Raw genomic sequence first — 12,113 nt, 5'->3', positions numbered from 1 at the left:
TTTTCGTTTGTGGGATGTGGGGTGGGTCAGAGCAGACGCATTTTCTTACGTGGACGGAATTCAGGGATGACGTAGTGCTCAAAAAGCTCTAGACCAGTGGAGTCGTATGCGGCCTCGGGGAAGTACGCGATGGCGTAGTCCAGGCCGATGGCGCGCATTTCGTCAAGATAGTCACAAATTTTGTCTGGAGTCCCCACCAACGGTTGGGCCCGCAACTGTTCTACTTGTGCGTGTGCCTGCTCCGGGGTGATACCGCCGTCGATCATGCGGTTGCCGATAGTGCGCAGTCTTTCGTTAATGTCACTGATGTCCGCTCCAACGATGACGGTGTACGTGGCTGTGTGAGTGATGGTGGCCGGGTCTCGGCCAACATCAATGCAGTGGCGGGTAAGAACGTTGGTTTTGTGGGCGAACTTTTCGGCAGTGCCTTCGAAGTTGGTGTAGTCGGCGTGCTGGGCAGCCAGCCGCAAAGTTTTCTTTTCTCCCCCACCAGCAATACACACCGGAATGCCATTGACTGGTGACCCTGTCACTAACGTGCCTTGCAAGGGTCGAGGCTCAACGGTGGCGTTTTCAGCGATGTAATGACGCCCATCAAAAGTGACTGTGCCGGTAGTCCAGGCTTGCCGGAGAATCTGCATTCCTTCAGCAAGCATGCCGATGCGTTCACCAGCACTAGGAAACCCATACCCGTAGGCCAGCCATTCTTCTTCATACCAGCCTGCGCTTAACCCAACATCCAGGCGCCCTTCCGAAATGATGTCGACAGTGGCGGCCATTTTGGCCAAGAGCACTGGGTTTCGGTACCCCATGGTGGTGCTCATCTGCCCCAGCCGAACCCTGCCGGTTACTGCCGCGAGAGCGGCAGTAAGGATCCATGCTTCATGGGTGGGTTCGTTGGTGGGTTCGGGGACTGTGCGGAAGTGGTCATGCACCCAAATGGATTCCCACATGTTGTTGGCGTCGGCGGCGCGGGCTAGCCCTGCCATGACTCCCCAGTGTTGCGCCGCCGGAATCCCCACCAGATCCATCCGCCATCCTTGCGGGATGAACATTCCGAACCGCATGGTTATCGCCCTTTCGCGCTGCGTTTTTTAGGTGCGCGGCGGCCGGGCTTGGTCGTCGTGCGTGTCCAGTCTGCCTTGCCAGAACCGACACGGCTGCGAGCGAAACCACTTGTCCTCAATGGATATCCGTCTCATGTCGGACAGAATCGGGTCGATGAGGAGGCATTGGTCCGTCCTCGCCCAGCGGCGCACCAGCGAGGAGGGGAAATGGCGGTAGTCGATATGGTCGGTTCCTCTGGTCAACGGAACTGGCAGCCACCGCAGAGCGCGCAAGCTGCGCCCCGGTCGGCGTGGTTCCGCCTGACCCGGGTGTTATCGGTGTTGGCTGCCTGCAGTGGTGTCGCATATGGCTGGGTGTTAGCGATGCCGATCGTGGGACACAGGATTATCGACCCGTGGCCGATGTATTGGGGGTTCGCTGCTGCCGGAGCAGGCGCGTTACTGCTGCGCGGGTGGCGGCACCTGCCGGTGTATGTGGTTGCGGTGTTTGTGGGTTGCTGGAACGCCTCCCATATTTTTCGTGCGTCGTTGCCAGGTATGGCTGACACAGATAATGCTCGCGCCAGCGCTATCGCTGCCAGCTGTGTGTTGTGCGCTCTTGTGGGGTTGTTTCTGCATTCCCCGGGCGCGACTAGGTGGATGTGGCTGGCTATCACTGTTGCCTCGCTACCGATGGGCGTCAGCGAAGCCGTAACTGGCGTGCACCACTACACGTGGACAGGCGATCCGCATGCACCAGTAGCCATGTTTATTAATACGAACAATTACGCCACCATCCTTGTCCTGACCATTGGGATCACCCTTGGGTGGGCGACAGAACAGATAGGGATTCTGTCTCGACTGGCGCTCGTAGCAACCGCGGCAACCTGCATCTGGCTCACCTGGATGACCGGTAGCCGTTCATCTTTGATCGCTGTGGCCATTGTCTTGACTTCTGCTTTGGTGCTTGCGCTCACTCGCTCCAGCAATGCCCGCATGTGGTGGTCTCGGCTGCATCACCAACGACGTCACGCTGGCCCTCGCCCGCCGGCGGCACGCATCGTCAGTGCCATGTTCTCCCTGGTGATGGTCGTTGTTGTCGCTGCGGCGCTACTGCCATTCCGGAACGTGGTTTTAGCTGTTCTAAACCCCGGTGATCCTTCCACTATTCGTTCTGACAACCTCCGGCTCGAACTCATCCGGTTCGCGCTCAACCAGTGGAGTCAGCATCCATGGACCGGTGTCGGTGGCGGCTCCCTCACCACGCTGTGGCGGCTCCAAGATCCAGACAACCCCCGCCCTTTAACCCCCACACATAACGGGTTCGTGCAGCTCCTGGCCGAATACGGACTTCTCGCGTCGATCCCCTTGGCTCTTCTGCTCGCTTTCCTGATCTTCCGGGCATTTCCCCGTCGCAACGCCACATCAGCAGCACAACGTCCACGTGGCCTGGACCGCGCTGGCCTCCAGCATCTGCTCATCACTCACCTGGTGGCTTTCACTCTGGCAGGTGTACTCATCAGCAACCCCATCCCATGGATGCCGTGGTGGCTCATGCTCACCACAGCAACGATCTGCGCGATCCATCTACGCCGCCAGGCACCAGCGCCTGGACAGTCAGCAACCTGACAGGTCAGGAAACCCCCTCAACTTCACGTCAATACGTCTGCGTATCGGGCCTATTCATGCCGATGGAGGAATCAAGACCGCAGGAAAGGACCCCTCTCATGCTGATGCGCCCCCGCACCCCCCTGATCGCCGCCGCCCTGGCCACTTCTGTAACCCTCACAACCGCCTTCACTGCCACCGCCGACCCTGCACCCATCTCAAAAATCACCCATATCAACTGGACAACCCCGCCCACCCTCACCCGCATCGCTGGAACTGACCGATACAGCACCGCCACAGCGATCTCCCAAAAATATTGGCCCAACGGCAGCAGCACCATTTACCTCGCGAATGGCCTCAACCGCGCCGACGCCCTAGCTGCTGGTCCAGCAGCCGCACACGCCGAGGCTCCACTGCTCCTGACCACCCCCGACAGCATCCCTGAGACTGTTCTCGCCGAGATCCGCCGACTACAACCCACCACTATCTACCTCGTCGGCGGCACCAAAGCCCTCCCAGAACACCTCACCCAGCAGCTACGCGATATCCCCCACATCACCCGCATCTACGGAACCAACCGATACACCACCGCTGCGGCCCTGGCCGCAACCATCCCCCATCCCAGCAAGATCTACGTCGCCAGCGGCCACGACGATGACTGGCCCGATGCCATCACCGCCGGGGCAGCTGCCGCTGGCGAACACGCACCCTTACTCCTAGCCGCCCCTACTGGCCTACCACCCCAGAGCATCAAGCACACAGGCACCATCCACCTAGTCGGAAACACCAAACGTCTCACTCCTGCCATTCACAAAGCCATCCGCACCAACGCCCCCACAGCCAGAATCACGCACACTAGCGGCACCGGCAACAACATCTACAGCACCAACACCGCACTGATCAGCATCTCCCCCACACTGAGCAAAACCAGCACCGTTTTCTTCACCACTGGCACCCACTGGCCTGACGCCATCGCAGGCATTCCCGCAGCCGGTAAAGCATCCGCCCCCATCACCCTAACCACCAGCACCTGCATGCCCAACAGCACTGCCGACCTGCTCCGAGCGATGCCGCTGCGCTCAGCCATCCAACTCGGTGGAATAAACACCATCGATATCGCCAGCTTTGACGACCGCTGCTCCTGGTAAATCCACCCTTAACCACCCCCGCCACGACGAGCGCTGCACACCTTTATCTCATCGTGACCTTGCCGATAGGTAGTCCTCTGCTTCACCCCAGCGAACGGAATCGCTGAGGAACCAACCAGGAGGGTTCATGAACGCCGTAGCTCTACCCCAAACCGCCATCGAAATCCCCCTCAGCGAGCAAGAAGCAGCCATCACCACTGTGCGGGGCAACCACGCTAACGGCCTGCGCTTCATCGCCTCAGATATCGAACTGGCCCTCTTGGATAACCCCTGCACAGCTCAGCACGCCCTGGTAGCCCTTATCGCTAAAGAGATTGCCTCCAGCCACCCAGAAACCACAGTTATCCGTTACCCCACCCACACCTGTTGGGCGCTGCATGTCCCCACCACGGGGCGCACTTTGCTCATCACCCCCCACATCACCGAACGGGACGTCGATGCCATCTGGTGGCAGGCCACCTACCTCGATGACAAAGACACACCCACTATCAGCGAACAGCTGGGCAGCTCACCAGAAATGATCCACGTACTGCTCGACCTTCTCGGCGAGTAACACAACAGCCCACTCAGCCAGTAACCGAATCCACCCCAGTCACCCGACACTGCACAGGCTTAACCAAATCAGTACGCACCCCCTGGCCACGTTTACGCACTTGACGTCCCGGCTCCACACCACTGGCAATCAACGCCAACGAATCCACCCGCTTACCTTGGTGCATCACTTCCACCGAAGCAACGAAAGTCGCTGTCGCTGAACCGGAATTACGCACAGTAGCCTCTACTACCGCGCGCCCAGCCGGACTCACCTCACAGGTGTGTATCACGGCATCAGAAACACGAGTGGCGTCTTCAGGCCCTAACGCGGGCATCAAGTTCCCGGCCACCATCGTCGCTGCACTATCTGGATCATCCGACTCCGGCGGAACCGCTGAACGCGCACAACCTGTCACCGCCACCCACACCAAAAGCGCCACGCACACATAACGAACACCGCAGATAGCCCGCAGTGTTTTTTCAGAAACCATCGCATTCCTCGCCCAGAAGCATCCACTAACACTCGCACCTCTCCCCCTTGAGCAAACCCCAATGCCCCTTGTTTGAGAATGCGCTATCGCCACTTCAAGGTTAGCGAGGCCTCACACAATCCTCGCTCTGATGACGAAGACACGACGAAAAACATGTCATTTTTCCGAAAAGCGATCCCGCAATACCGTTTTCAAAACTTTTCCTTGAGCATTCCGAGGAAGTTCGTTCACAAACTCGATACGTCGAGGCCATTTGAAACGAGCCACTTTTCCTTCAAGAACAGAACGGAAATCATCCACACCAACACGTTCTTCACCATCTGCCGGAACAACAACCGCCGTCACAGCCTCACCCCACACATCGTCAGCCGTACCGATCACTGCGACCTCTACAACAACAGGGTGATCGAGAAGATGATGCTCCAGCTCAGCCGGATACACATTTTCCCCGCCGGTAATAACAACATCCTTGATCCGATCCACCACATAGTGGAACCCAGCTGCATCACGCCGACCCACATCACCAGTGCGGAACCAGCCAGCCTCGTCGATAGCTGCAGCGGTCGCCACGGGATTGTTCCAGTAACCAACGGTGATATTCCCGCCCCGTACCCAAATCTCACCTTCAGCTTCAGGGCCGGTCTGCTCCACTCCTTCATGCATGAGCTTGACGTCCATATACATGGGCACCTTGCCAACACTGGATGGATGAGTCGCAGCCGCATCGGGCGCCAACACCATGACACACGGCGCACACTCAGTCAGCCCATACGCAGGCACAACGGTGACGCCACGCTCCCCCAAGGTCGTCACTACCTGGGGCGGGACAGGAGCCCCGCCACACAAACACACCCGCAACGACGAAAGATCAGCCTCAGCGAACTCCGGCGCGCGCATCGTGGCCAAGAACATAGCCGGCACAGCCAGAAGTGTGTTTACTCGTTCCGTCTCGATCGTGGACAAGAAAGCTGCCGGCGTGAACCGCCGCATCACAACAACACGGCCACCGCGCTTCCAGGTCATCCCTACCGTGACGTTCAAACCAGCGATATGGAACAGCGGAGCCACCGCTAACGTGGTGTCTTGTGCCGTGACATGGAAAATCCCGAACAGCGACTCATCGTTCCACCACAGATTCGCATGTGTGAGAACAGCTCCCTTCGGGCTCCCCGTAGTCCCCGAGGTGTACATAAGCAGCGCCGGGTCATCGTTACGCACCAGCGCAGGAGCATCAATGGGTGCGCTGCCCCCCACAACTTCAGTGAACTCCTCCCACCCAGCACAAGGCTGGTCCACAACCAGCCGCACGCGCCCCGCCACGCCTTCGTGCCCCGCCGCAAACACACTGTCCAACAGCTGTGCACGAGGCGGATCAGCCACCACCGCGACAGCGCCCGAGTCAGCGAGAATAAACGCCAGCTCTTCTTCGGCCAATCGGAAATTCACCGGAAGCATGATCGCGCCGATACGACCGGCAGCAATCAGCGTCATCAACAACGCTGCGTGGTTTTCCCCCACATAGGCGATTCGGTCTGCCTGACGAACTCCCCGTTCACGCAGCCCTTGCGCTAACCGGTCCACCTCATCGCAGAGTTCACCGTAGGTCCAGGTGCGCCCCTCGAACGTCAACGCTGCCCGCTGCGGCTCTCTGCGTGCACGAGCTGTGAACCAACCGGAATAGGTCATGTCGGGCACGGTGAATCCTCCTCAGCACACGGACGCTCTCGCAGCGACGCTGGTCACAGTGTTTCACGCTGCTGCGCACCACCCCCCCAACGAAACCCGAACCTGACCCCATCTTTTTCCCGGTAATTAAGCAAACCTTCTCGTCACTTTTTTCATTCGAGTACTCAACATGCCCCCCGCAACAGCCGAATAAAACCTCGGATGCAGAACAAGCGTCCATAACTCCTGTGTTACCGAACATTCACGGTCCAGGGATGGGCCCATCGCAGAACTTCCTCCACCAAACAACCCAAGAAAGAACTGCGAGTCGAGCTAGGAAGGCTCCCACTATGCGTTCGTTTCCCGGCACGCTCATGCGTCCCAGTATCGCCATCGCCGCCGCCCTGACCCTCACCGGTGTTCTCGGCTCTCCTCTTGGCGCAGCAGCTTCAGATCGGACCACTGCATCCACAGCTGTCACTCATCAGGGCCCCCTGGCAAAAGCAACTCACGTTTATGGAGTCAACACCAAGAACGGCTCCCCCATTCAAGGCCTCACCGTGGAAGTGGCTGGCGCCCCGGTTGTCAGCGGCACCGCACCAAATGGCACCAACATCGCCACGAGTGCTCGCAAGAATCGCCAGTCGTTAACGAACCAGCTCCGCCAGGGCACAGATGCCAGCGTCCACGCCGCTGTCACCAGCACGGTTCCTCGATTGGGCACCGAGAGCGTCTATGACTCAGCCGTAGCTATTTCGCAGCGAGCCTGGCAACCAGGTAAAGCTGAGACGGTCTATATCACGCGGGGCGATCGGGTCACCGACGCTCTCTCGGCTGGTTCTTTGTCCGATGGCCCCATCCTTATGGTTCCTTCCACTGGCGCTGTGCCTGACAACGTCCGCCAAGAAATTGACCGTCTGGCGCCTTCTCAGGTGATCGCTTTGGGCGGTGAAAGCGCTGTCTCGGCCGAGACTCTGCAGTCTGCAGCTCAAGGACGTAACGTCAGTCGGCTCTCTGGCGCCAACAGCTACGAAACCGCTGCTGCCATCGCCCGCCGGGCTTTCCCCAACGGCGCTGAAGAGGTTTACCTTGCTGGACTTGGGCAGGTTGCCCGAAAGCAGATTCAGTCTTCGCCTGACGCTGCTGCGGCTGGTGCTCTAACAAAAGGTCCGGTCCTCCCTGTGCCCCACACCGGACAAGTTCCTGCTGCCATCAAAAATGTGATTGCTCAGCTGACTCCTCGCAAGGTGTACGCCCTCGGTGGCAGCAATGTCGTCACACCCCGCGCTTTGACCTTAGCGGCTGCTGGTCGCAGCACTGGGCGTTTAGCTGGTGTTGACCGTTACACCACGAGCGCAGCCATCGCTCGTCACGCTTTCCCCAGTGGGTCGAAAGTTGCCTACTTGGTTTCCACTTCGCGTTTGCAGGAAGCGGTCCTTGGCGGAACTCTCAGTGACGGCCCCACCTTATTTGTTCCTCCGGCAGGAGCTAAGTACAAGAAGCAAGCCTCGACGGTGGCTGGAGCGCTCAATGTTCTAGGTGTGCGCTATGTAGGTGCGCTGTCTCCAGCTTCGGCGCTGTCGAATACCGCTCTAGCTGCGGTGTTAACCAAGGCTCCGAATGTCACCGACAATCCGCTTCCGCCCTACCCTGGGGGAGACGACACCGTATCAACTCCGGCTCCAACACCAAATCCAGCCCCGGCAGGTGACACGTGTGAAAGTTTGGTCACGTCATTCCATCCAGTGCCCATGTCTTCGAAGTACTCGATTAAATGTGTGGACTCCATCGATAACAACCCGAACATTTTGGGTTTGACCACAAGTTACGTGTACACCGACACCGGGGAACTGGCGAACGGAGTTGTGGAGATTAACCGCAACCAGTCGATCACATCAGTGAAGCAAACCATCGCGCACGAACTGAGCCACGCCTACAGCTACGCCTACCTCTCTTCAACTCAGCGGGCCTGGTTTGTCACCGAGCTTCGGAAAGTTGATTCCGGTGTGATCAACAACGACTTTGGTGGAAGCGACTACGACCACATGCCTGCAGAGCAGTGGGCACGCGGACAAGCAAAGTGCGTCGGATGGGGCGACCCGTTTAACCGGCCTACAGCTTCCTGTTCTCTGATCAACGGCGCCATCAACTACGGCCGCTGATGACACGTCATTGGGGGGCACCCAACTTGGGTGCCCCCCAATGACGTGTCACTTATAGGCAGCGAGCGGCGGGGAAGTTAACTGAGCGGATGCGGGTGTGGAAGCTATATGCGGCACTGCTCTTGTTTTGTCTGGAACGGTGGCAAACGTGATTCCTGTGGCAGCAGTTAGCAGCATGGCTGCCAGTGCGCTTAAGGCGACGTTCGTCACCGCTCTAGGCGGCGTGACGATGTCCATCAGTCCTCCTGCAGGGCCAGGTGTATTTACTCCATCGCGTCACTTCACGGTCCCGTATTAATGGTGTTGGGTCGTGGCGGGTGCTCAGGCACGGTGACTGCGTTTGTTCCTGTATATGTGTCCTGGACGACAGGGCCAAGCATCACTACCAATGATGTGGAGAGTCTTTACCTCACCCAGAAGGATGGTTTAGAACTGTTCTTCTGCGTGGCATGAGGGGAGCGAATCATCACTGAATTCGCCCCTCCTCATGCGTTATTTGGATGGCTTAGTTATTTGGTTTGCTGCTGTGTTGTGTTCCGCGGCGTTTTGCGGGGCGTTTACGGCTTCGGCTTCGCCCTGCAGTGGGTGTGCCGTTGGGTGTGTGGCTACCGGCGTTCGTGCTGGTGTTACTTCGGGCGGGGCGGGGCTGTTCGGTTCCGTGGCGGGGTACGTTTTCGTTGTTGCGGGTAGCGCTGGGGCCTGCGCTGTCACGGCCTCGACCACGACTGCGGCCACGGCGGCCAGTTCCTTGGCCTGCTGGACGTTGTTTGGGGGTGGGGACCGGTGAGGTCCATGCACCGGGGAGGTTGGGTTCGCCGGGGACAAGCTCGGCGATGAGAGTGTGTTCTGGGGTGACGCGAGTGGTGGGCGCCTTGATTCCTGCTTTGCGTAGGAGGTCGCGCACGTCACGGGTTTGTTCGTCGGTCATCATCGTGATGACTGTTCCTGCTGCGCCAGCTCGGGCGGTGCGTCCGGAGCGGTGCAGGTATGCCTTGTGTTCCACGGGTGGATCGGCATGGATGACTAGGTCAACGTGGTCGATGTGGATGCCGCGGGCGGCGATGTCGGTGGCGACGAGGACGCGTGCATCTCCGGAGCTGAAGGCGGCCATGTTGCGGGTGCGTGCGTTTTGGGCGAGGTTGCCGTGGAGTTCGACGCTGGGCACTCCTGCTGCGTTGAGTTTTTTGGCCATGCGCTTGGCGCGATGTTTGGTGCGGGTGAATACGACAGCTTTGTCGGTGCGGGCCAGGAGGTTAACCAGCACGTCGAGGTGGTGTTCGTCGGTGACGTGAAGGACATGGTGGGTCATGGTGGTGACCGGTGATTGGGCTGAGTCAGCCTCGTGTGTGATGGGGTTGTGGAGGAATTTATCGACGAGTTTTTTGATGCCTGAGTCCAAGGTGGCAGAGAAGAGCATCCGTTGGCCGTCGTCGGGGGTGGCTTTGAGGATGCGGGTGACGCCGGGCAGGAAGCCAAGGTCGGCCATGTGGTCGGCTTCGTCGAGGATGGTGATTTCGACGTCGGAGAGGTCGGCGTGGCCTTGGTTCATGAGGTCTTCGAGGCGTCCGGGGCAGGCGATGAGAATGTCTGTGCCTTTGCGGAGGGCGTCGACCTGGGGTTTTTGTCCTACGCCACCGAAGACAGTGACGTGGGTGAGGTCGTATTCCTTGGCGAGGGGTGCCAGTGCGGTGTTGATTTGGGTGGCGAGCTCGCGGGTGGGGGCAAGTACGAGGGCGCGGGGTTTTTTGGGGCGCGCTTCGTAGTTGTTTTCGTCCAGGCCTACAACGAGGGGTAGGAGGAAGGCCAGGGTTTTTCCTGAACCGGTGCGGCCGCGGCCGAGGATGTCTGCGCCGTCGAGGGAGTCCGGTAGAGAGGCGGCTTGAATGGGTGAGGGCTTGGTGATGCCTTGGGCTGCGAGGATTTTTGTGAGTTCGGCGGGCACGCCAAGGTCGGTGAAGGTGTCGATGGACACTGTTTTGTCACTCCAAAGGAAAAGGGTCGATGCGGTCGGTTCTGCCTGCGCGACCTTGTTCCCTGGATGTTTACCTGGGGTTTGTGTGCGGCGGTTTTTCACACGCGATGGGGTGTGAGTGGGGCCGGGTCGCAGCGCAACGACATCTGGCTGGCATCGAAATGGTGCAGCTCGCGGCAGAACAGGGCGAGCACGTGTGGTCTACGTTACACGGTTAGGTTGGTTGGGGGTGGGGTGGTGTCGACATGGATGGGTGGCTGTGGGGGTTTTAGGGCTGGTGGGGGGCGGTGAGTGCGTGTGCGAGGTCGTTGATGTGGTGCAGGAGCATGGTGGGTTCTGCGGTGAGGTCGAGGCCGTGTCGGTGGATGGTGATGTTGGTTCCGGTGATGTGGTGGTGGCTGGTGGTGTTGGTGGTGTGGGGGTAGATCAGGTGGCCGTGGTTGAGGTTGAGTCGGGTGCAGTAGGTGAGCATTTGGTGGATGTCGGTGTGGGGGTTGGTGGTTTCTGGGGTGGGGTAGGTGGCATTGATGGCTGCGCTGGGGGTGGTGGGGGTGGTGTGCCAGAGCAGATCTGGGTTGATTTTGATGGTGTGTTCTTGGTCGAGCCATTGGCTGTTTTGTTGTTCGAGAGTGCCGTGGTGTGTGGGGGTGGCTTTGGTGAGTGCTTTGGTGATGAATCGGGTGAAGAGGTCGGGGAGGTTGAGGAGGAATCCGTCGGTGGGGGTTGGGCCGTGGTGGGCGTCGATGGAGGCGTTTTTGAGGATGAGTTCGCCGAGTCGTAGTGCGGGGATGTAGCGGGTGTTGAGGCGGCTGGGGCGCCAGTGTGGGGGGTTGTTGCTGGTGAGTCGGTGGGGGACGTCTGCCATGAGGAGGGTGAGGCGGTGCAGGGCGGTGCGGGTGGGGGCTGGCAGGTTGGGTAGGCGTAGGAGGCGGTCGGTGGTGGCGCGCAGGATGCGGTTTTCGGGGGTGTCGACGTTGTAGTCGTCGTATCGGATTTCTAGGGGCATGGGTAGGCCGAAGCGGCGTTGGAGTTGTTCGTCTGTGCGTAGGCGGCCGCGTAGGACTGGGGTGGCTTCTTCGATGGTGGTGTAGCCCTGGATGAGTCCTTGTTCGGTGGCGCGGGTGGCGGCGCGTTCGAAGGCAGTGGCCATGGCTATGTGTAGGTCGGTGTTGGGGGCGACGTTGACGTTGCCGTCTTGCCATCCGGTGAGGTCTTCGGCGTAGCCGAGGAGGAAGAGTAGGCGTGGGATGGGGATGGTGGGGGTGATGCGTAGTTCGATGGGGTGGTGTTTGCCGATGCGGGCGACTCCGACGTGGTTCCGGGGTGTGAGGGTCCAGGTGTTGGTGGCGTGTTCGGGTGTGAGGGTGACGAGTTCGCTGGTTTGGAGGTTGTGGACTTGGGTGGGGGTGAGGTGGATGTTGGGGGTGGGTTGGTTTTCGGTGAGTTGGAGGTGGAGGGGGGTTTGTGTGGTGGTGGGCATGATGGTT

At 59.5% G+C, this 12,113-nt stretch carries 10 protein-coding genes; 5 read left to right on the top strand and 5 right to left on the bottom strand.

Annotated elements, in window-relative coordinates; genetic code table 11:
• Window positions 1–26: 26 nt before the first annotated feature.
• The gene (locus tag CKV89_RS03915; protein WP_028327796.1) at window positions 27–1,067 is read right to left on the bottom strand and encodes a TIGR03560 family F420-dependent LLM class oxidoreductase; all 1,041 of its coding nucleotides are present in this window, start codon (window positions 1,065–1,067) and stop codon (window positions 27–29) included.
• A 363-nt stretch (window positions 1,068–1,430) separates the two neighbouring features.
• On the opposite strand from CKV89_RS03915, the gene CKV89_RS03910 reads away from it, so the two are divergent.
• The 3 genes from CKV89_RS03910 to CKV89_RS03900 all read left to right on the top strand — a co-directional run bounded on the left by CKV89_RS03910 (window position 1,431) and on the right by CKV89_RS03900 (window position 4,355).
• Window positions 1,431–2,675 (top strand): O-antigen ligase family protein, encoded by a 1,245-nt coding sequence (locus CKV89_RS03910; protein WP_157728079.1) that lies wholly within the window; start codon window positions 1,431–1,433, stop codon window positions 2,673–2,675.
• Window positions 2,676–2,773: 98 nt separating this feature from the next.
• Window positions 2,774–3,802 (top strand): cell wall-binding repeat-containing protein, encoded by a 1,029-nt coding sequence (locus tag CKV89_RS03905; RefSeq protein ID WP_028327798.1) that lies wholly within the window; start codon window positions 2,774–2,776, stop codon window positions 3,800–3,802.
• Between the two features lie 127 nt (window positions 3,803–3,929).
• Window positions 3,930–4,355 carry a hypothetical protein gene (locus tag CKV89_RS03900; protein ID WP_028327799.1) on the top strand — a complete coding sequence of 142 codons (426 nt, stop codon included), beginning with the start codon at window positions 3,930–3,932 and terminating at the stop codon, window positions 4,353–4,355.
• Between the two features lie 13 nt (window positions 4,356–4,368).
• Here CKV89_RS03900 and CKV89_RS11715 read toward each other — a convergent pair whose 3' ends face one another.
• Both CKV89_RS11715 and CKV89_RS03895 read right to left on the bottom strand, forming a co-directional pair.
• Window positions 4,369–4,827: a hypothetical protein gene (locus tag CKV89_RS11715; protein ID WP_154657703.1), complete on the bottom strand. Its 459-nt coding sequence runs from the start codon at window positions 4,825–4,827 to the stop codon at window positions 4,369–4,371.
• 156 nt (window positions 4,828–4,983) lie between these two features.
• Window positions 4,984–6,513 carry a class I adenylate-forming enzyme family protein gene (locus CKV89_RS03895; RefSeq protein ID WP_028327800.1) on the bottom strand — a complete coding sequence of 510 codons (1,530 nt, stop codon included), beginning with the start codon at window positions 6,511–6,513 and terminating at the stop codon, window positions 4,984–4,986.
• Between the two features lie 329 nt (window positions 6,514–6,842).
• Here CKV89_RS03895 and CKV89_RS03890 point away from each other — a divergent pair, with 329 nt between their 5' ends.
• Both CKV89_RS03890 and CKV89_RS11710 read left to right on the top strand, forming a co-directional pair.
• Window positions 6,843–8,654, top strand: coding sequence for a cell wall-binding repeat-containing protein (locus CKV89_RS03890; RefSeq protein WP_051277719.1), 1,812 nt, complete (start codon window positions 6,843–6,845; stop codon window positions 8,652–8,654).
• A gap of 148 nt (window positions 8,655–8,802) precedes the next feature.
• Window positions 8,803–8,952 carry a hypothetical protein gene (locus tag CKV89_RS11710; protein ID WP_154657704.1) on the top strand — a complete coding sequence of 50 codons (150 nt, stop codon included), beginning with the start codon at window positions 8,803–8,805 and terminating at the stop codon, window positions 8,950–8,952.
• 207 nt (window positions 8,953–9,159) lie between these two features.
• Here CKV89_RS11710 and CKV89_RS03885 read toward each other — a convergent pair whose 3' ends face one another.
• A complete protein-coding gene (locus CKV89_RS03885) occupies window positions 9,160–10,626 on the bottom strand; it encodes a DEAD/DEAH box helicase (protein WP_095068574.1) in 1,467 nt (488 codons plus the stop codon).
• A 268-nt stretch (window positions 10,627–10,894) separates the two neighbouring features.
• Complete coding sequence (locus CKV89_RS03880) at window positions 10,895–12,106, bottom strand: McrC family protein (protein ID WP_051277721.1); 1,212 nt, start codon at window positions 12,104–12,106, stop codon at window positions 10,895–10,897.
• Window positions 12,107–12,113: the final 7 nt, after the last annotated feature.

This window comes from Dermatophilus congolensis (assembly GCF_900187045.1).
GTDB classification, from domain to species: domain Bacteria; phylum Actinomycetota; class Actinomycetes; order Actinomycetales; family Dermatophilaceae; genus Dermatophilus; species Dermatophilus congolensis.
Note: the sequence above shows the minus strand (reverse complement) of the source record. Positions and strands in the feature narration are given on the sequence as shown.

Bases quoted from the DNA above. Each gene is read 5' to 3' on its own strand.
- CKV89_RS03905 (WP_028327798.1), top strand. From the start codon at position 2,774: ATGCTGATGCGCCCCCGCACCCCCCTGATCGCCGCCGCCCTGGCCACT.
- CKV89_RS03890 (WP_051277719.1), top strand. From the start codon at position 6,843: ATGCGTTCGTTTCCCGGCACGCTCATGCGTCCCAGTATCGCCATCGCC.
- CKV89_RS03915 (WP_028327796.1), bottom strand. From the start codon at position 1,067: ATGCGGTTCGGAATGTTCATCCCGCAAGGATGGCGGATGGATCTGGTG.
- CKV89_RS03900 (WP_028327799.1), top strand. From the start codon at position 3,930: ATGAACGCCGTAGCTCTACCCCAAACCGCCATCGAAATCCCCCTCAGC.
- CKV89_RS03880 (WP_051277721.1), bottom strand. From the start codon at position 12,106: ATGCCCACCACCACACAAACCCCCCTCCACCTCCAACTCACCGAAAAC.
- CKV89_RS03895 (WP_028327800.1), bottom strand. From the start codon at position 6,513: ATGACCTATTCCGGTTGGTTCACAGCTCGTGCACGCAGAGAGCCGCAG.
- CKV89_RS03910 (WP_157728079.1), top strand. From the start codon at position 1,431: ATGCCGATCGTGGGACACAGGATTATCGACCCGTGGCCGATGTATTGG.
- CKV89_RS11715 (WP_154657703.1), bottom strand. From the start codon at position 4,827: ATGGTTTCTGAAAAAACACTGCGGGCTATCTGCGGTGTTCGTTATGTG.